Below are 18,904 nucleotides of genomic sequence, written 5' to 3'. Positions count from 1 at the left end.
AATGGAAAGCCTGTGTTTGCGTCCGTCGTCCATCAAGCACGTTGGCATCGACTATCGGTATGCGCAAGCGTGACCGCCGGCGCGAATTTTCAGGACTCGAGCACATCCCGGAGCTTGGCGAGGCCTCGACGAATCCAGCTTTTGGCAGTGCCCTCCGGTACACCCAGCGTTCGTGCAAGTTCCGTGTAGGTGAAACCGCCGAAGTAGGCGATCGTAATGGCCTGCCGCTGTTGCGCAGAGAGGGCGGTCATTGCCATCGAGAGTCGTTGCTTTTCGCGATCTCTTTCGGTCAGTTCCGGCGGCGGGGCGGAATCCGCAGCGATGGACGACATGAGGGTCTCGTCCAGCGGAATCGGTTGTCGTTTGCGTAGATAGCTGATGGCTCGGTTCCGGGCGATGGTCGACATCCACGGAAGCACGTCGCCGCGTTGCGCATCGAACACCAGACGACGCTGCCACAACGCCATATAGACGTCCTGAAGAATATCTTCGGCTTCGGCGCGATGATGAATCACGCGGAGGATGACGCCGAACAGCACGGACGAGGTGTGCCGGTACAGCTGCGCGAACGCATCCTCGTCGCCGAGCTGGGCAAGCGTCAGCAGACCCGTCAGGTCGGTGCAATCGCCGAGGGAAGGACGAGCCGACACGCGGACGGCACCCGCGCTGTCACCGGCCGCGCTCGAGCACGCACTCGCACTCGCGGGCGCGTTCTTCGACGCGCCACCCGCGACGCCCGAGTCCGTTGGACAAGCGTATTGACTGATGTCGATGGTTGTCATCGCGGCGTCTCCAGGGAGGATGCTGCGGGATCGATGCCTTTGCCTTTACTGCGAGCGGTCGGGCATCAGTGCCAGAAACTCGCGGCGCAACGCGGGATCTTCGAGGAAACGTCCCCGCATGACACTGCTTACCATGCGCGCCCCGTCGTCTTTGGTCCCCCGCCAATGCATGCAGAAGTGGTCCGCCTCCAACACCACGGCGAGTCCGTCGGGGGCGATTTTTTCTTCGAGCAAGTCGGCGATCTGCTTGACGGCTTCTTCCTGAATCTGTGGTCGTGCCATGACCCAATTCAGCAAGCGGGCGTATTTGGACAGACCGGGCAGGTTCGAATTCGCCGCGGGCAAAACGCCAATCCACGCGCGACCCATGATCGGACAGAGATGATGCGAGCATGCGCTCCGCACGCGAAGTGGCCCGATCAGCGTGAGTTCGTTCAGTTGCCCGATGTTCGGGAATTCCGTGACCGCGGGCGGCAGTTCGTAACGGCCCGAGAACACTTCGCGGACGAACATCTTCGCCACGCGCTTCGCGGTTTCACGCGTGTTGTGGTCGTTGTCGACGTCGATGACGAGCGCGCGAAGCGCGTTCTCGATATGCGTCGCGACTTCGCCCTGCAATGTGTCGACGTCGCCTTCGCGCAGGTAGGGGGCGATGTTGTCGTTGGCGTGAAACCGGACACCGGCGTTGCGCAAGCGCTGCCGGACGACTTGCGACAACGGGATGCCCTCTGCGGCACCCTTCGTGATGGCCGGTTGCGAATCGATAATCGCGCCCATGAGGTTCTCCGGAAAAGGAATGCGCCGTTGCGTCTCGCCGTTCAGCGGTCTCCGGGCGTGGTCGCCGGAATGGGCCAGCCTTCGTGCTCAGCCACGGCGGCGAGGGCGGCTTCGAACATGGCAACGGCCTTGTTGGCCGCGTCGCCGAGGTGTCGATGGAGCAGCGCGTCGGCCGGTGAGCGCGACTCGCATTCATCGCTATAACGCTCGAACGCGGCAATCTGCAGCACCAGTTCGGCGAGATGCTTGGGACACTCGCAAGCGATGGTCGTGGAGCGGGAAACCACGCTGATCAGCGTGTCGTTGTCGAACCGGCGTGGCGTCCTGCGCCAGATCCGTTCCTGGTCTTCGTTGCTGGAATCGCTGCGGCGCCACGTCTGCAGGTACTCGGCGAGGAGGTCGTTCGCGTGTAACAAGGCGTTGGGAGCTCGCCTGAGGTTGATGCCTTCCAAGCTCGCCAGTTCAGCCGCCCGAGTCGTGCCGAAGGAATAGACGACGAGCACGTCGTCACACATTAGTCGCTGCGCTGCCGTGACGATAGATAGGACAACGTCTTCGTGGAGTGCCTCAACCCGAATGACGAGGCAGTTCGCAACGGACTCGTTGCCGCCAGGGGAGGGGACATCTTGAACGGTGTCGAGCTGGACGGCATTGACGCCTTTCGGCATCTCAAGCGTCACGCTTTCGCCAAACCCCACGATGAAGAGGTTCGTGTCTCGCATGGGGGCGGTCGTAAGCGCGCGGTCGCTGTCTCCGCTCGCCAATTGTCTCAACTGATCGCCGTCCAAGTGGGCAATCGAGCTGATGGCGTGCCCTCGGTTCACCAGTGCCTTGATCGTCTTCAGACGATGGACATCGACATCGGAATATAAGCGCTGACCCGAGGCGCTGGTGGGCGGTGACACCACGCCATACCGTTGCTCCCAGATACGCAACGTCGCCGCAGGCATGTCGACGAGCTTGGCTGCCTCGCCGCTTCGATACCGTCGAACTGTGTCCACTGTCTCCTCCACCCTGAGGCCGTTGTCGTGCAAAAGCGACTCAATGAGCCGTAAATTAACTCAAATTATATTATGAGTCAATAAAGCAAACTCAATATATGGAATTTGTAATATATGAGTCTAAATATCGACTCGAATTGTCTATCTCCGTCGCCTACGTTCGAAACACGGCGTTGTCGGTATTACGCTGACGGATTGGCACGCAGCTAATTTGCGGTTTTCGATCGTTTGATTTTGGGTTCGGCGCGCCGATGCGTCCCGCGCCCCGCGCCTGATTTACGGACGGCCTCTTCGCCGGGTGTCGAGATTGGGGGCAAGCGTTCGGCGGTCTCACGAAACAGCGACCGTAGCCATGCGATGGCCGGATCACGTTCTTGATACTTGTGCCATTGAAGGTTCTCGGTGAAGGCCGGGATGCCGACAGGGCATCCCAGCACGCGAAGGGGGAAACGTTGCGCCATCTGATGCGCGAGCCGGGAGGGGAGCGTGGCGATGCGCGAGGTACCCACGAGCAACGCGGGTACCAGCGTGAACGTCGGCGCGATCACTGTCTGGCGCCGTGTGCGCTTGCTCGTGGACAGTAAGCGGGCGTCGAAAGTAATGCGACGCCCGCCCCCCCATTCGACACCCACATGAGCGGCGTCGAAGTACTCGTCTTCCGTCAGTCGTTCACCCGCCATTCGGTACTCGGCGCACACGAGACACGAAAACGTGTCGTCGAACAAAGGCTCCGCCGGATGGCCGGCAACCTTGGCGAACTCTGGTGCGATCAGCAGTTCTGCCTCGCCGTTCTCCAGATGCTCGGGCGTCTGCGGACTGATCGCGCGCAAATCGAACTGCATCAGGGGCGCCAGCGTTGTCGCCCGCTTGACCACTTCCGACAGGAACACACTGATCACATAGTCGGACGCCTCTATCGTGAAGCGACGTGTCGATGTCGCAGGATCGAACGTGGGACGCGCGCGCGTGATCGTCTGGATTTGGAGCAGGACGTCCCTCACGGGTTTTGCCAACTCCTCGGCTAGCGGCGTGAGTACCTGCGTTTTTCCCACCGGCACGAGCAACTCGTCCTCGAAATACTCGCGCAGGCGGGACAGCGAGCAACTGGTCGCGGGCTGGCTCAAGAACAAGCGCTCGGCGGCTTTGCCGACGCTGCGAGTGGATAGAAGGGCATCGAGTACCACGAGTTGGTTGAGATCGAGCTTATTGAATCGCATGACCTTTTTGATATTTACGGTGTGGATGCACCGTATTTAAACAATAAATTATATAAATGTCATGCGATACCTATAATCGGCTCAACAGGCAGCCATAGCCTGGAAACCAACAAGCATCACGGAGACATGAACCTATGCAGGCGTATCGTAAGGCGGGCTCGCGGTTTGCCCAGTGGGGGCTGGTCGGCACCTTGACACTGATGACCATGCTGGCCCAGATCGACAAGAACATCCTGGTACTCATGGTCGCGCCGATCCAGCGTGATTTCGGTGTGAGCGACGTGCAAATCAGCTTTTTGATTGGGGCGGCATTTGCGGTGGCCAATATCGTGGTGGGATTGCCGGCGGGCTGGCTGGCCGATCGATTCGACCGTCGTCTGATCATTGCCGCCGGGGTGTTGGTGTGGTCACTGGCAGTCGCGGCCAACGCTGCAGCGACCACCTTTGCCGTTCTGGTGGCCGCGCGCGTCATTGTGGGTGGGGCCGAGGCGTTGATTCCCCCGTCGTCGTATTCACTGATTCGCGACGGTGTGGACGAGGACCGCCGCGCGCGAGCGCTCTCCGTCTATACGATGGCGTTGATGCTTGGCACCGGACTGTCGCTGGTCCTTGGCGGTCCGTTGATGAGCGTGATTCAGTCGTCCGGCATGAACACCATCCCGTTCCTGGGAAATGTGACGGCCTGGCAGATGACGCTGTTCCTGATTGGGTTGGTCGGCGTGCCGATGAGCGTGATGATTTTCCTGAGCAAGGATCCGGGGCGTCAACGCGACGGCGCGACGAACCTGCCGCGGCGCACGCACCACCTCGCCACTTATCTCTGGGCGCATCGCGCCATCTTCGGACCGCTGTTCCTCTTTGTCGTGGCGAACGCCATCATCACGTTCGGCCTTGCGGCGTGGCTGCCAACCGTGATCGTTCGACGCTTTCATCTCGACATGAGGGAGATTGGGCTGATTCAGGGGGCCGTGCTGCTGACCATGGGGCCGCTCGGGCTCTGGTTGGCAGGAATGGCGATGGAGCGCAGAGCGGCGGCGCTGACCAGCGTCGCCCGGGTGGGCATGGTGACGAGTATTGCCGTTGCGGTACTCACGGTGGCGCTGGTGCTGACGGGAACGCTGCAGACGTTCTGGATCGTCGATGCGCTGGTTGTTCTTTTCTCCTGGACCTTCATGTCCGTCACCTCGACGATCGTGGCGCGCGTCGTGCCCACGCAGTCGATCGGCATCGTCATGGCGATCGTGCTCGTGTTGAATGGGTTGCTTGGTCAGGGCCTTTCGCCCACGCTCATCGCCCTCGTCGGGCGACTCCTGTTCGCCGGTAGTACCGATGCCTTGCCCAATGCAATGGCAGTTGTATTCGCCGTGTCAGGGGGGATCGCACTGGTGGCGTCTGCAGCGCTGTATCGGAGTGTGTCGCGTACCGAAAGCGTCATGTCGAACGTTGCGCCGCAAGTGGGTGCGCCTTGATTCGGTCTTGATCTTGCTTAACAACGCACCCGCGTGCGACTGCGCATTGCGACATGCGTGAGGTGGGAAACACAAAACAATAGCCAGGAGACGCTTCAATGAAGCTCGTAAAAATAAAATTTATTAGTACTGCGATATTATTATCGGCAAGCGCATCCATTCATGCTCAATCGAGCGTGACGCTCTCTGGGCTGCTTGGTATGGGTGTTTCGTACACCAGTAACGCCAGCCGAATCGGTGGCGGAGCACTGTGGCAAGCCACCAATACCCACGCCGTGCCGTTCTTTGCGATCTCGGGTAAGGAAGTGATCGACAGCGACACCTCCGCGGTATTCCGCCTGAGCCGCTACGCTTTTCTCAATAACGGAACCGACGCGCCATTCGAGAGCTTCGTCGGGTTGAGTTCCGCGAGCAAAGGTACGTTGACCATGGGTTCGATGTACGACTTGCTGGCCGACCTGGTGCCCTTCACCTCCGAGCGGTTTACGTCACTTCTCGCGACGCATCCGGGAAACCTTGACAGAACGGTCGGCAACGCCCTGAACAACTCGTTCAAATACAAGTCACCCCTCTATGGCGGATTTCAGTTCGGTCTGATGTACGGGATTGGGCAGGCGGGCTCGACCACCAACACGGGCCGCGTCGTCGGTGCCGAAGTGGCTTACACGGCGGGGCCGTGGCAATCCATTGCCGTTTGGGAGTCCGTCAATGGCGTTCCGTATGCGCCGGGGCTCAAATTGGGTGTGTCGCACCTGTACGGTCTGGATTTCACGAAGACGCCTGCGGTATCGGTATTCCAGAACCAGAACACCAGCACGGTGGGCGTCGCGTACGTGAACGACGGCTGGCGCGTGATGGGTAACTACAGCTACACGCGACTATCGGCTGCTGGCGCATCGGCCACGGCGCAATCGATTGATGTAGGCGCCTACAAATACGTGACGCCGCAGACGCGAATTGGCGGTGGCTACTCGTACACAAAACTCGAGTCTTACAAGTGGAATCAGTTTCACGGGCATATCGACTATGCCCTTTCGAAACGCACCAGTCTTTACCTCCTCGGCGTGTTTCAGTTCGCAGGGTCAGGCCAGTTTGCTGTGCTTCGAAATCAACCGCCGGCGTTGGCATCGCACCAGGCGGTGCTTGAGGCCGGTGTCACGCACTTCTTTTAACCGGCAACGTGAACATGTCGGCCAGTTCAGTCTCGGGTTCTGATGGAGAAAATGCAATGCAGTGGGATGTGATTGTTGTCGGCGGTGGCCCGTCGGGTTTGACGATGGCTGCCGAGTTGGCCGGCGCCGGCGTAAAGACGCTTGTCATTGAGCGACGCACCGAAGGCGTGCAGTCGCGCGCAGGCACGATTTTGCCGCGGGTTCTGGAGCTGTTCGATACCCGAGGCATCGCTGATCGACTGATCCGAAAGACGCGTGAAATTGCGGACTATCCGTATCGACCATCGCACATTTGGGCGGGATTCCATCCGATCGAATGGAAGTACCTCGAGACGCGCTTCGGCTTCACGCTGGGTTTGCCGCAGAACAAGACCGAGGAAGTCCTGTGGGAGTGGGCCGCTGAATCGGGAGCGGTGATCCGGCGAGGCGAGGAAGTCCGTGACGTGCGTGAGTTGCATGACGGCGTGGAGCTTGCGCTATCCGATTCCACCGGAAATCTCTCGACGCTGCGCGCCCAGTACGTTGTCGGCGCGGATGGCGGGCGTAGCGTCGTGCGTTCCAAGCTGGGTCTTCCGTTCGACGGGCATTCGGGGACGTTTCGCGGCATTGTTGTCGACGCTGAGCTTGAGGCGCCGTGGCCGGGGGGACGTATCAATGTGGACAACGAGATGGGGTGGGTGCGTGGCTACGTATTCGGCGAAGGCATTACGCGATTCAATATCGTGCATCGTGATCGGCGGCACGCACCGAAGGACGAGCCGGTGACGCTCGATGAGGTGTTGCAGTGCATTCGTGACGTGCATGGCACCGATTACGGCATCAAGGGATACCGCTGGGCTTCGCGTTTCGATGACCAGATGCGCGCGGTGCCAACCCTTCGGCAGGGGCGTGTGTTTCTGGTAGGGGAATCCGCCCGTATTCACTATCCGTCCAGTGGCGTAGGCATGAACTTCTGCTTGCAGGACGCGTTCAACCTTGGCTGGAAGCTGGCCAACGTCATCAACGGCGTGGCGGACGCCAAGACGCTCGACACCTACGATGCGGAACGCCTTCCGGTCATGCGCCGGCTGCTCGAGAGCGTAAAGGCGCAGTGCGCGTTGCAATTCAACTTCGGCCCCGAGGCCGTCGCGCTCAAGCGGCGGATGCAGGAGCACCTGATTCCGCTGCCGGAGGTGCAACGCAAATTGGTGCTCGAACTCAATGGTCTGGAGACGGCCTATCCGTGCGATCCCGGCAGCCATCCGTTGACCGGGCAGCGTTGCCCAGATATCGATCTGGTCCTGCTCGACGGCCGATCGGTGGCGATCACGCAGGCGTTGCGCGAGCGGAAATTCTTGCTGATCGATCTGGACGGCTTTGCACGTCAGTTCGAATCGATCGACGTTGCCGGTCGGCCGGTGAGTGTGCTCAGGGCTCGTGTCGCACGCATTCCTGCGGCGCTCGAAGCCGTCAAGGGATTGCTGGTGCGTCCTGATGGCTATGTCGCGTGGGCAAGCGAGACGTTGGCTCGCGAAGAAGACGTCGACGTGCAACTTGGCAAATGGCTGAAGCGGTGACCCCATGAGCGAACATCGACGATTATTGACGGGCGGCTGGGTGCTGAGCATGGACCCGGCGATCGGCGATCTGCGCGTGGGTGACGTGCTGATCGAGGGGGAGCGCATTCTGGCGGTGGCGCCACGCATTGACGCAGCGGACGCCGAACGCGTCGACGCAAGCGGCATGATCGTCCTGCCGGGGTTTGTCGATACCCACCGCCATACCTGGCAGAGCTGCGTGCGGCATCGCTACGCGGATATCGATCCGCAAATCTACTTCGCCGAAATGCTGGGTGCGAAGGGGGCCGCGTTTCGGCCGGAAGACGTTCACGTTGCCACGATGCTTGGTGCAGTGTCCGCGCTTGACGGTGGCATCACCACGATGCTCGATTGGTCTCATGTCCAGAACAGCCCCGATCACGCGGATGCCGCGATCCTTGGGCTGCGCGAGGCCAACATTCGGGGCGTGTTTGCACATGGCTGGCCGCTAGTGGACGGTGCGTCGTGGATGTTCGACAGTCAGCGGGGGCATCCGGAAGATATTCGCCGGTTGCGAACGCGGTATTTTTCGTCGGACGATCAACTGCTCACGCTTGCCATGGCGGCACGGGGCCCAGAGATGACGCGGCGAGATGTCTGGCTGGAAGATCTGCGCCTTGCGCGCGACCTAGGAATTCGATCGAGCATTCACATGGGGGCGTATGCGCGAAACGCCTCGGTACGTGCGATCGCGCAGATGCATGACGCCGGCGTGTTGGGCGACGACTTGACGTTCGTGCACTGCTGTTTTTCCAGCGCCGACGAGATCGCGATGATGGCGGATGCCGGCGTAAGCGCTTCGCTCGGCGTGCACTGCGAGTTGAACGCACAAGGCATTGGCGATATCCCGTTTGATCGCTTGCTTGCGGTGGGCATCCGGCCTAGCTTGAGCGGCGATACCGAGACCAAATGCTCGGGCGATATGTTCACGCAGATGCGTCATGCCTTCGCGTACTACCGTTCGTGGATGGGCGGGCAACACTCGCGGGTTCAGAACGCGCCCGCAACGCTCTCGATGCGCGAGGTGCTGGAGTTTGCCACGGTGGCGGGGGCGCGCGCCAACGGGCTGGATCACAAAGTCGGCTCGCTGACGCCTGGTAAACAGGCCGACATCATCATGATTCGTGGAGAGGACCTCAACCTCACCCCGGTGTCGGACGCCGTGGGCGCTGTCGTGCTTGCCGCGCATCCGGGCAATGTGGACTCGGTATTCGTCGCCGGGCGCGCAGTGAAGCGACAGGGCCGAATGACCGGTGTCGACCTGAACGTTCTGCGACAGCGTGCTGTTGCGTCCCAGCAATACATTCTTGAATTGAAATGAGTGACGCTAAATTGCCTCAGCCGTTGGACCGCGAGCTGGCGGATCTCGTGTCGGCGATGCGCGCCGCGCAAACGCTCCCGCCATTTTCCGGAACGCCGCAGCAAGCCCGTGAACGTATGCGCCGCGGCATTATGGCAGCGCGTGAACGAAATCCATTGCCGAAGGTCGGCGCGATGGAAGATGCGATCGCCGAGTCTGCGGGGGCGCACGTCCCAGTACGCGTCTACCGTCCCTTGGATGCGAGCGCAGTGATGCCTACGGTGGTGTTTTTCCATGGCGGCGGATTTGTTCTCGGCAGTGTCGAGCTGATGGATGACATCGCGCGCAAGCTCTGCCGCGACATGCGGGCGGTGGTGGTGTCGGTTGACTATCGACTGGCCCCGGAGCATCCGTTTCCCGCCGCACATCATGACGCGTTAACCGCGACGCGCTGGGCGATTCGCCATGTCGCGGCACTTGGCGGGGATCCGTCGCGGGTCGTGCTGGCGGGTGAGAGTGCCGGCGCCAATCTGGCAACGTCGGCGGCACTGTCGTTGCGCGGTTGCGGCGTCGGTATCTCCGCGCAACTGCTCGTTGTGCCCGGCGTCGACATGGCTCGTGACGTCGCGCGCATTGAGGCAAAGGGCATCGACTTCCCGATGCTTTCGCCATCCGACCTGCGAGACATCTCGCGGCTTTATATGGGTTCGGCTATGGCGCGTGCGCGGGAGTTTCCCCCGTCGCCACTGCGCGCTGCCGATCTGCGCGGCATGCCTGCCGCGTTGATCGCGATCGCTGGCCATGACCCGCTACGCGACGAAGGTATTGCCTACGCGCGGCGTCTTGAGGCGGCTGGTGTGCCGGTGCAACTCCTGTGCTTCGAAGACATGTTTCATCCGTTCTTCGGCTTCTTCGAAGCCTCACGTTCGGCGCGTCGCGCCAACGACACCATCTGCCGCGCTTTTTCAGCGTGGCTCGAACAACATGCGCGGCCCCGCGATCTGTGAGCGGGCGCGCCAACCCTAGAGTCTCTGGAGAACACCCATGCGTTATGTATCGTTCGTAAAAAATGGAAAGGCGACGCTGGGCGTTCGCGATGGCGACGCCATTCGCGTGCTCGGCGAGGACACCCTGGAATCGTTGTTGGCGAGCGGGGTCGATCTCGTCTCTCATGGCCGAGCGCAAGCCGGGCAGGAAAAGGTGAGCGCCGAAGGTCTCGTGTATCTCCCGCCGCTTGCCCGTCCCCCCAAGCTCATCTGTGTCGGCCTCAACTACGCTGACCACACGGAGGAAAGCCCCTACGAGCAACCGGATTACCCGACGATTTTTTTTCGCGTTGCAACCAGCCTGGTGGCGCATGAGCAACCGTTGGTGCGCCCGGCAGTATCCGATAGCCTGGGCCTCGACTTCGAGGGCGAAATCGCGGCCGTGCTGGGCAAGGGCGGTCGCCACATCCGCAAGGAGGATGCGCTCGATTGCGTTGCGGGCTACGCGCTCTTCAACGACGGGTCGGTCCGGGAGTACCAGTTCAAGTCGCCGCAATGGACGGTCGGGAAGAATTTCGACGGCACAGGCGCATTCGGTCCCGACCTCGTGACGGCCGACGAGTTGCCACCCGGCGCCAAGGGGCTGCTGCTGGAGACACGTTTGAATGGTGAGGTCGTGCAGTCCGCCAGTACCGACGACATGATCGTCGACGTCGCTCAACTGATCAGCATCGTCAGCCAGGCCATTACGCTCGAACCGGGCGACGTGATCGTGACCGGTACGCCTTCAGGTATCGGCTGGGCACGGACACCGAAACTTCTGATGAAGCATGGCGACCTTTGTGAGGTCAGCGTGGAGGGCATCGGCGTGCTGCGCAATCCTGTCGTTGACGAGGCCATCCGCTAAGGTGTTTCATGAACGATCGACCAACGAGTTGTCGCCGATGATTTCCGAGGAGCGAGTCATGACCGAATTCTCATCGACGCATCCGCGGGCAGCGGTGCATTCCATCGACCATTTCGCGCTGAATGTCCCGTCCATCGACGAAGCCCATCGCTTCTTCGAGGCTTTCGGCCTGACGGTCAACCGCGCCGGACTGCAGGGCGACGAACTCGAGATCAGGGCGACTGACGGCCATCGTTGGGGACGCGTGCTCGCGGGGGAGCGAAAGGAGATGGCATACCTTAGCTTCAACTGCTACGAGGACGATCTCGAGGACCTCCGTGCCCAGACGGTCGCGGCGGGCGCGAGCGTTGTCGCTTCGATGGCTGGAGGGGGCGGTGCCGGTTTTGAGTTCCGAGATCCCGACGGTAATCTGATTCAAGTGCGGGTGGGGCCGAAGACCAGCCCGAATAGCAAGACGGCGAGTCAGGCTGTCGTTGTCCCGGCGGACGCCCGCGGCGCTTGTACTCGGGCGGAGGTGGTGCGGGTGAAGCCGCGACGGCTATCGCATGTGTTGCTTTTTTCGCCAGATGTCCTGCGAGCGGTCTCGTTCTACGAACGCGCGCTGGGTCTTCGTTTGTCAGATAAATCGCTGGATCTGATCGCGTTCACGCACGCGCCGCATGGCTGCGACCATCATTTGGTGGCGTTTGCCAAAAGTCGCTCGCGTGGCTGGCATCATTCGTCGTGGGATGTCGAAGGCGTTGATCTTGTTGGGGAGGGGGCCGCTCAGATGCTGGCCGCCGGCTACGCGAAGGGGTGGGGGACAGGGCGGCATGTGTTGGGGTCGAATTACTTTCATTATGTTGAGGATCCATGGGGATCCTTTTGCGAGTACTCGGCCGACATTGATTTTGTTTCGGCGGGACGAGATTGGCCCGCCGGGGATTTCGCGCCGGAGGATTCGTTGTACCTATGGGGGCCGAACGTCCCGGAGAATTTTATTTGCAACACCGAGGCCCAGGATTGAAGAGACCCATGCCGCCGCAGCCTTGGCGCAGCACATGCCGGCCCTGATGTCGAGATCCATTGAACGTTGAACCGGACGTGTCCTAAAATCAGTGGGTTCCGACTGAGCCTGTCTGCCAATATTGAACTCAAAATTCTCCCAGGTTTGAACTACCCGATATTCGAATCTCGTCGCGTTGAACTTTCGAACCCCTATCCTTGCCCCTTCATCGGTTCCGAGCTTCCCGCAGCCTCCGGATCATTCGGTTGCCACCCCCCACCGAGTGCCTTGAATGCCGCGACCGCTGCGCGCGCCGATTCCGTTTGCGCCTGCACCCGGGCATCCGAGGCGCGCAAGAGGTTGTCGTCTGCCTGCAGCACTTCGACCAGGCTGACGACACCCTTTTGATATGCAGCGAATGAGGCTGCTCGCGCGCGTCCGAACGCGCTCACACCCTGCGCGAGAATGGCAGCCTGCGCTTCGCGCTTGACGAGCGCCGAGAAAGAATTCTCAACGTCCTCCGTTGCGTGCAATACGGTAAGCCGGTAAGCGGCAAGCATTTCGGCTTCCTGTCCTTTCGCCGCATTGATCTGCGCGTTGATTCGGCCAAAATCGAATAGACGCCAGCGCAGCCCCAGCACACCGGCCGCTTGACTGGCGCCGCTACTGAACAGGTTGCCGCTAGCCACTGAGGTGGCGCTCCCAATCAGTCCGCTGAGCGACACCTTGGGGTAATACTCTGCGATGGCCATGCCGATACGCGCGTTCGATGCAGCCAGGCGACGTTCTGCCACAATCAGGTCGGGCCGACGCCTGAGCAACTCGCCAGGCGATCCCGTGCCAGTGATTCGAGGGGCGACCGGGATATCGCCGCCCTCGAGCAGTACCGCCCGGTGCGTGCCGGGCTGTGAACCCAACATGACGTCCAGCGCGTTCATCGCTGCATCGAGCGCTGCCTCAAGGACCGGAATGGATGCCTGAACCTGAGCCAGCGCGCCTTCAGCCTGACTCACCTGGAGGTCGGCCGCCAACCCTTTTCCATAGAGGAGGTTAATGGTCGAGAGCAGATCCTGCTGCGTCTGCAACTGCTTGCGGGCCACCGCTAAACGAGCCTGCAATCCACGAATGGTGATGTAGATGTCCGCAGTCTGTGCTGCCACTGCCAGACGCGTCGCTACCTCGCCGGCCGCTGAAGCCTGATAGTCGGCAAGCGCCGCTTCCCGACCGCGACGCAGGCCACCGAAAACATCCAGCTCCCAGCTCGCGCTGAAATTGGCCTCGTAGTCGTTGCCATAGCGGTCGAAGCCGGGCGTCGAATTCAGGACGCGTCCCAGGGGGGTCTCGACCGACTGGTAGGCCCGCGCGCTCTGGCCGCTAACATTGCCGGACGGCAGCAGCGCGGCGTCCGCCGCGCCGAGTCCTGAGCGGGCCTGCGAGACGCGCGCGGCGGCCTGCGCGAGGTCCAGATTCTGTTCCAGCGCGAGCGTGACGAATCGTGTCAGTTGCGGATCACCAAAACCTGTCCACCACGTGACCAGGTCGGCAGCGACCGTCGCGTGCCGCTGATCCACCGCGGCTTGACCCTGAAACTGCTTTGGCATGGCGACATTGGGTCGGACATAATCTGGACCGACAGCGCAGCCTGTCGAGAGGCTGGCGACGATGACCGCAGCAAGGAAGTGTTTAGGTAGCATAAGCGTCTTCGCGAGGTTTCATTGGTGACTATAATACCAAATAGTCACTAGTTGTCCATTCCTGTATGCTATCCGCATGAAAAACACCATCACTCCCTCCGTCCCCGCGCGCGGCCCAGCCGATCACGAGGTGCGGGACCAGATCGTTGCCGCCGCCACGGAGCACTTCAGCCGGTACGGCTACGAGAAAACGACGGTCTCCGATCTTGCCAAGGCGATCGGGTTCTCGAAGGCTTATATCTACAAGTTCTTCGAATCCAAGCAAGCCATTGGCGAGATGATCTGCGCCAACTGTTTGCAAGAAATCGAACGCGAGGTTCGGGCAGCTATCGCAGACGCAGATCTGCCACCGGAGAAGCTGCGGCGGGTGTTCAAGGTCTTTACCGAAGCCAGCCTCAAGCTGTTTTTCCGGGATCGCAAGCTTTACGACATCGCCGCTTCGGCCGCCACGGAAAACTGGCAGGCCGTGCAAGCCTATGAAGCTCGGGTTCAAAAATTACTTCGCGAAGTACTGCAGGAAGGCCGGCAAAGCGGTGACTTCGAGCGCAAGACGCCGCTGGACGAAACCGTGATGGCGATCTATCTGGTGCTGCGCCCCTACCTCAACCCGCTGCTGCTTCAGTACAACCGCGATACCACCGATGTCGCGCCGGCCCAGTTGTCCAGCCTGGTACTTCGTAGCCTGTCGCCCTGATCGAGATCGCACCTGTGACTATTGACTATATTGGTCACTGGAATCACAATGGAAGCCATCGCCACTCACCGATGGGACTTCCATGTACTCGCGTCGCCTCGCCATCCCCACACTCGCCTGTGCACTGCCGTTTGCGCTAGCGGCCTGCGGCGAAAAACCACTGCCCGATCCGCGCACCCAGGCCCCATTGGTGCGCATGGCTGTCGTGCAACGCGCCATCCCGGCGTCCCGTTCGTTCACGGGGATCGTCGCAGCACGCGTGCAGAGCGATCTGGGTTTCCGTGTTTCCGGAAAAGTGCTGGAACGGCTGGTGGATGCCGGCCAAACCGTCAAACGCGGTCAGCCGCTGATGCGCCTCGACCCCATCGATCTCAAGCTTGCCGCGCGAGCCCGGCAGGAGGCGGTCACCGCCGCGCGAGCGCGCGCGCAGCAGACCGCGCAGGATGAGGAGCGCTATCGCGACCTGCGCGGCACGGGAGCGATCTCGGCTTCGGCCTACGACCAGGCCAAGGCGGCCGCTGATGCCGCCAGGGCGCAGCTCAATGCGGCCGAGGCTGATGCCGACGTGGCGCGCAATGCGACGGGCTATGCTGAGTTGACGGCGGACGGGAATGGCGTGGTGATGGAAACGTTGGCCGAACCCGGTCAGGTCGTCAGCGCCGGACAACCTGTCGTGCGCCTCGCTCACGCTGGGCGTCGCGAGGCGGCCATCCAGCTACCCGAAACCCTGCGTCCCGCGATGGGTTCGGTCGCCCAGGCAACGCTCTTCGGCAGCAGCGGCAGCACCGTGCCGGCGACGCTACGTCAGCTCTCGGATAACGCGGATCCCCGCACCCGGACCTTTGAAGCGCGGTATGTCCTGCAGGGTGAACTCGCCGACGCCCCACTGGGCGCGACGGTGACGGTCCAGATTCCGGACGCACCTTCTGTGGCGCAAGACCGATTGCAGGTCCCGATTGGCGCGGTGCTCGACACGGGCAAAGGCCCGGGTGTGTGGCTGATAAGCGGCGAGCCGGCCAAGGTTGCGTGGCGGCCGGTGACGGTTCTTCACCTGGACGACGACAGCGCTCGCGTGTCAGGTACATTGAAGCAAGGCGACAGGGTCGTCGCGCTTGGCGCCCAATTGCTGCGCGAAGGCGAGCCGGTCCGCGTGTCCGGCCGGGCCGTCGCGATGGCGAGTGAAGGAGCCCGTCCGTGAGCGAAGGCCGATTCAACTTGTCTGCGCTCGCCGTGCGCGAGCGCTCCATCACCCTGTTCCTGATCTGCCTGATCTCTCTGGCCGGACTGGTTTCGTTCTTCAAGCTGGGGCGCGCGGAAGACCCCGCTTTCACTGTCAAGGTGATGACCATCATCACCGCTTGGCCTGGCGCCACCGCGCAGGAAATGCACGATCAGGTCGCAGAGAAAATCGAAAAGCGTATGCAGGAGCTGCGCTGGTACGACCGGACCGAGACTTATACGCGCCCCGGCCTGGCCTTCACTACGCTGACATTGCTCGACAGCACACCGCCTTCGGAGGTGCAAGAGCAGTTCTACCAGGCCCGGAAAAAGATCAACGACGAAGCAGCGAACCTGCCAGCCGGCGTGATCGGGCCTATGGTCAACGACGAATATGCCGACGTCACCTTTGCGCTCTTCGCGCTGAAAGCGAAGGGCGAACCGCAACGCCTGCTCGTGCGCGATGCCGAGACGCTGCGCCAACGGCTGCTGCACGTGCCCGGCGTGAAGAAGGTCAACATCATCGGCGAACAGGGTGAGCGCATCTACGTACAGTTTTCGCATGATCGGCTGGCAACGCTCGGTGTCAGCCCGCAGGACGTGTTCGCCGCGCTCAATGGCCAGAACGCCCTGACGCCCGCCGGCTCCGTGGAGACCAAGGGTCCGGAGGTGTTCATTCGCCTGGACGGTGCCTTTGACAACCTGCAGAAGATCCGGGACACGCCGGTCGTGGCCCAAGGTCGCACGCTGAAGCTGTCGGACATTGCCACCGTTACGCGGGGTTATGAAGATCCGGCGACGTTCATCATCCGCAACAACGGCGAACCCGCACTGCTGCTGGGCGTCGTGATGCGCGACGGCTGGAACGGACTCGACCTCGGCAAGGCGCTGGACAACGAGGTCGGCGTCATCAACGCCGGGCTGCCGCTGGGTATGGGCCTGACCAAGGTCACCGACCAGTCCGTGAACATCAGTTCGTCCGTCAACGAGTTCATGGTCAAGTTCTTCGCTGCGCTGCTCGTCGTCATGTTGGTGAGCTTCGTGAGCATGGGCTGGCGCGTGGGCCTTGTTGTTGCGGCGGCCGTGCCGCTGACGCTGGCCGTGGTGTTCGTCGTAATGGCCGCGACCGGCAAGAATTTCGACCGCATCACGCTCGGCTCGTTGATCCTGGCGCTCGGCCTGCTCGTCGACGACGCGATCATCGCGATCGAGATGATGGTCGTGAAGATGGAGGAAGGCTATGGGCGCGTGGCCGCGTCGGCCTACGCGTGGAGCCACACGGCCGCGCCGATGCTGGCCGGCACGCTCGTGACCGCGGTCGGCTTCATGCCGAACGGCTTCGCGCGATCCACCGCGGGCGAATACACCAGCAACATGTTCTGGATCGTGGGAATCGCGCTGATCGCATCGTGGGTCGTGGCGGTGGTCTTCACGCCCTATCTCGGCGTGACGATGCTGCCGGAGTTCAGAAAGTTCGAAGGCGGTCACGACGCGATCTACAACACGGCCCGCTACAACCGTTTCCGCCAGTTGCTGACACGCGTGATCGCGCGCAAGTGGCTCGTCGCAGGTTCGGTCGTCGGCCTGTTCGTGCTCGCGATTCTCGGCATGGCGATCGTCAAGAAACAGTTCTTCCCGATCTCCGACCGTCCCGAAGTGCTGGTCGAGGTGCAGATGCCCTATGGCACGTCGATCTCCCAAACCAGCGCCGCCACGAAGAAAGTCGAAGCGTGGCTTGCAAAGCAAAAGGAAGCAAAAATCGTCACTGCTTACATCGGGCAGGGTGCGCCGCGCTTCTTTCTGGCGATGGGACCCGAACTACCCGATCCGTCGTTCGCGAAGATCGTGATCCGCACGGACAGTCAGGAAGCGCGCGACGCATTGAAGCAGCGGATGCGCCAGGCCATCGCAGACGGTCTCGCCCCGGAAGCGCGCGTGCGGGTCACGCAACTTGTGTTCGGGCCCTATTCGCCGTTCCCGGTCGCCTACCGGGTCACCGGTCCAGACCCGGACAGGCTGCGCGGAATCGCAGCCGAGGTTCAGCGCGTAATGGAGGGCAGTCCGATGATGCGTACGGTCAATGCTGACTGGGGTACGCGCTCCCCGACTCTGCACTTCACATTACAGCAGGACCGTCTGCAGGCAGTGGGGTTGACGTCCAGCGCTGTTGCTCAACAGTTGCAGTTCCTGCTTACCGGAGTGCCCGTCACCGCCGTGCGCGAGGATATCCGGACTGTGCCGATCATCGCGCGCTCGGCCGGCGATGTGCGGTTCGACCCCGCGCGGCTTGGTGACTTCACGCTAGCCGGAGCGAACGGGCAGCGCATCCCGCTGTCGCAGGTCGGCAAGGTCGAGGTGCGCATGGAGGAGCCAATCATGCGCTGGCGCGATCGCGTGCCGACGATCACGGTGCGCGGCGATATCGCCGATGGCTTGCAACCGCCGGACGTCTCGAACGCGATCACGAAGCAGCTTCAGCCGATCATGGCGAAGCTTCCCAGCGACTATCGAATCGAGGAAGCGGGCTCCATCGAAGAGTCGGGCAAGGCGACGACCGCAATGCTGCCGCTGTTCCCGATCATGCTGGCGATCACGCTGATCATCATCATCTTTCAGGTACGTTCGATCTCCGCGATGGTGATGGTGTTCATGACCAGTCCGTTAGGCCTGATCGGCGTGGTGCCGACGTTGATCCTGTTCCGGCAGCCGTTCGGCATCAACGCGCTGGTGGGCCTCATTGCACTGTCCGGCATTCTGATGCGTAACACACTGATCCTGATCGGGCAGATCCACCAGAACGAGCAGGCGGGACTTGAGCCGTTCCATGCGGTCGTCGAAGCCACAGTGCAGCGCGCACGTCCGGTGATCCTGACTGCGATGGCTGCGATCCTCGCGTTCATCCCGCTGACTCACTCGGTGTTCTGGGGCACGCTCGCCTACACGCTGATCGGTGGAACGTTCGCCGGGACGGTGCTGACGCTGGTGTTCCTGCCAGCGATGTATTCGATCTGGTTCAAGATTCGGCCCGGCAACCCGGCCGCCTCCCCCAAGGGCCGCCACGAGCACGCTTCTGCGCCCGAACCGACGTTGCACGACGCGCGCAGCTAATACGCAATCAATCTACT

At 61.7% G+C, this 18,904-nt stretch carries 15 protein-coding genes; 10 read left to right on the top strand and 5 right to left on the bottom strand.

All coding sequences use genetic code 11. The features are described from left to right. Positions 1–89: 89 nt before the first annotated feature. The 4 genes from OYT13_RS18240 to OYT13_RS18225 all read right to left on the bottom strand — a co-directional run bounded on the left by OYT13_RS18240 (position 90) and on the right by OYT13_RS18225 (position 3,777). On the bottom strand, positions 90–782 hold the full coding sequence (locus OYT13_RS18240; protein ID WP_261938112.1) for a sigma-70 family RNA polymerase sigma factor: 693 nt from the start codon (positions 780–782) through the stop codon (positions 90–92). Between the two features lie 45 nt (positions 783–827). Beyond that, positions 828–1,559: a GTP cyclohydrolase I gene (gene folE, locus OYT13_RS18235; RefSeq protein ID WP_261938113.1), complete on the bottom strand. Its 732-nt coding sequence runs from the start codon at positions 1,557–1,559 to the stop codon at positions 828–830. Positions 1,560–1,600: 41 nt separating this feature from the next. Then, entirely contained in the window at positions 1,601–2,593 is a 993-nt protein-coding gene (locus OYT13_RS18230; protein ID WP_017231622.1) for a MerR family transcriptional regulator, read from the bottom strand. Between the two features lie 173 nt (positions 2,594–2,766). Continuing rightward, positions 2,767–3,777 carry a LysR family transcriptional regulator gene (locus OYT13_RS18225; protein ID WP_268566762.1) on the bottom strand — a complete coding sequence of 337 codons (1,011 nt, stop codon included), beginning with the start codon at positions 3,775–3,777 and terminating at the stop codon, positions 2,767–2,769. A gap of 134 nt (positions 3,778–3,911) precedes the next feature. Between OYT13_RS18225 and OYT13_RS18220 the strand changes: the two genes are divergently transcribed. The 7 genes from OYT13_RS18220 to OYT13_RS18190 all read left to right on the top strand — a co-directional run bounded on the left by OYT13_RS18220 (position 3,912) and on the right by OYT13_RS18190 (position 12,194). Continuing rightward, entirely contained in the window at positions 3,912–5,246 is a 1,335-nt protein-coding gene (locus tag OYT13_RS18220) for an MFS transporter (RefSeq protein ID WP_268566761.1), read from the top strand. A 98-nt stretch (positions 5,247–5,344) separates the two neighbouring features. After that, the gene (locus tag OYT13_RS18215) at positions 5,345–6,418 is read left to right on the top strand and encodes a porin (RefSeq protein WP_268566760.1); all 1,074 of its coding nucleotides are present in this window, start codon (positions 5,345–5,347) and stop codon (positions 6,416–6,418) included. A gap of 56 nt (positions 6,419–6,474) precedes the next feature. Continuing rightward, entirely contained in the window at positions 6,475–7,974 is a 1,500-nt protein-coding gene (locus OYT13_RS18210) for an FAD-dependent monooxygenase (protein ID WP_268566759.1), read from the top strand. A 4-nt stretch (positions 7,975–7,978) separates the two neighbouring features. Then, entirely contained in the window at positions 7,979–9,316 is a 1,338-nt protein-coding gene (locus OYT13_RS18205) for an amidohydrolase family protein (protein WP_268566758.1), read from the top strand. Beyond that, entirely contained in the window at positions 9,313–10,302 is a 990-nt protein-coding gene (locus OYT13_RS18200) for an alpha/beta hydrolase (RefSeq protein ID WP_268566757.1), read from the top strand. Before OYT13_RS18205 ends, OYT13_RS18200 begins: the two co-directional genes overlap by 4 nt. 37 nt (positions 10,303–10,339) lie before the next feature. Further along, on the top strand, positions 10,340–11,188 hold the full coding sequence (locus OYT13_RS18195; protein ID WP_268566756.1) for a fumarylacetoacetate hydrolase family protein: 849 nt from the start codon (positions 10,340–10,342) through the stop codon (positions 11,186–11,188). A gap of 58 nt (positions 11,189–11,246) precedes the next feature. Next, the gene (locus OYT13_RS18190) at positions 11,247–12,194 is read left to right on the top strand and encodes a VOC family protein (protein ID WP_268566755.1); all 948 of its coding nucleotides are present in this window, start codon (positions 11,247–11,249) and stop codon (positions 12,192–12,194) included. Between the two features lie 191 nt (positions 12,195–12,385). On the opposite strand, the gene OYT13_RS18185 is transcribed toward OYT13_RS18190, so the two are convergent. Next, the gene (locus OYT13_RS18185; RefSeq protein WP_268566754.1) at positions 12,386–13,867 is read right to left on the bottom strand and encodes an efflux transporter outer membrane subunit; all 1,482 of its coding nucleotides are present in this window, start codon (positions 13,865–13,867) and stop codon (positions 12,386–12,388) included. A 76-nt stretch (positions 13,868–13,943) separates the two neighbouring features. Between OYT13_RS18185 and OYT13_RS18180 the strand changes: the two genes are divergently transcribed. The 3 genes from OYT13_RS18180 to OYT13_RS18170 all read left to right on the top strand — a co-directional run bounded on the left by OYT13_RS18180 (position 13,944) and on the right by OYT13_RS18170 (position 18,887). Further along, a complete protein-coding gene (locus OYT13_RS18180) occupies positions 13,944–14,561 on the top strand; it encodes a TetR/AcrR family transcriptional regulator (protein ID WP_268566753.1) in 618 nt (205 codons plus the stop codon). 82 nt (positions 14,562–14,643) lie between these two features. Beyond that, positions 14,644–15,759: an efflux RND transporter periplasmic adaptor subunit gene (locus tag OYT13_RS18175; protein ID WP_268566752.1), complete on the top strand. Its 1,116-nt coding sequence runs from the start codon at positions 14,644–14,646 to the stop codon at positions 15,757–15,759. After that, positions 15,756–18,887, top strand: a complete 3,132-nt coding sequence (locus tag OYT13_RS18170; protein WP_268566751.1) for an efflux RND transporter permease subunit — start codon at positions 15,756–15,758, stop codon at positions 18,885–18,887. Before OYT13_RS18175 ends, OYT13_RS18170 begins: the two co-directional genes overlap by 4 nt. The last annotated feature ends 17 nt before the right edge of the window (positions 18,888–18,904 follow it).

The organism is Pandoraea sp. XJJ-1 (assembly GCF_026802345.1).
Classification (GTDB): Bacteria; Pseudomonadota; Gammaproteobacteria; order Burkholderiales; family Burkholderiaceae; genus Pandoraea; species Pandoraea cepalis.
This window is presented reverse-complemented; position numbering and strand designations above follow the sequence as displayed.

Bases quoted from the DNA above. Each gene is read 5' to 3' on its own strand.
- folE (WP_261938113.1), bottom strand. From the start codon at position 1,559: ATGGGCGCGATTATCGATTCGCAACCGGCCATCACGAAGGGTGCCGCA.
- OYT13_RS18185 (WP_268566754.1), bottom strand. From the start codon at position 13,867: ATGCTACCTAAACACTTCCTTGCTGCGGTCATCGTCGCCAGCCTCTCG.
- OYT13_RS18200 (WP_268566757.1), top strand. From the start codon at position 9,313: ATGAGTGACGCTAAATTGCCTCAGCCGTTGGACCGCGAGCTGGCGGAT.
- OYT13_RS18220 (WP_268566761.1), top strand. From the start codon at position 3,912: ATGCAGGCGTATCGTAAGGCGGGCTCGCGGTTTGCCCAGTGGGGGCTG.
- OYT13_RS18195 (WP_268566756.1), top strand. From the start codon at position 10,340: ATGCGTTATGTATCGTTCGTAAAAAATGGAAAGGCGACGCTGGGCGTT.
- OYT13_RS18175 (WP_268566752.1), top strand. From the start codon at position 14,644: ATGTACTCGCGTCGCCTCGCCATCCCCACACTCGCCTGTGCACTGCCG.
- OYT13_RS18190 (WP_268566755.1), top strand. From the start codon at position 11,247: ATGACCGAATTCTCATCGACGCATCCGCGGGCAGCGGTGCATTCCATC.
- OYT13_RS18210 (WP_268566759.1), top strand. From the start codon at position 6,475: ATGCAGTGGGATGTGATTGTTGTCGGCGGTGGCCCGTCGGGTTTGACG.
- OYT13_RS18225 (WP_268566762.1), bottom strand. From the start codon at position 3,777: ATGCGATTCAATAAGCTCGATCTCAACCAACTCGTGGTACTCGATGCC.
- OYT13_RS18205 (WP_268566758.1), top strand. From the start codon at position 7,979: ATGAGCGAACATCGACGATTATTGACGGGCGGCTGGGTGCTGAGCATG.
- OYT13_RS18240 (WP_261938112.1), bottom strand. From the start codon at position 782: ATGACAACCATCGACATCAGTCAATACGCTTGTCCAACGGACTCGGGC.
- OYT13_RS18215 (WP_268566760.1), top strand. From the start codon at position 5,345: ATGAAGCTCGTAAAAATAAAATTTATTAGTACTGCGATATTATTATCG.
- OYT13_RS18180 (WP_268566753.1), top strand. From the start codon at position 13,944: ATGAAAAACACCATCACTCCCTCCGTCCCCGCGCGCGGCCCAGCCGAT.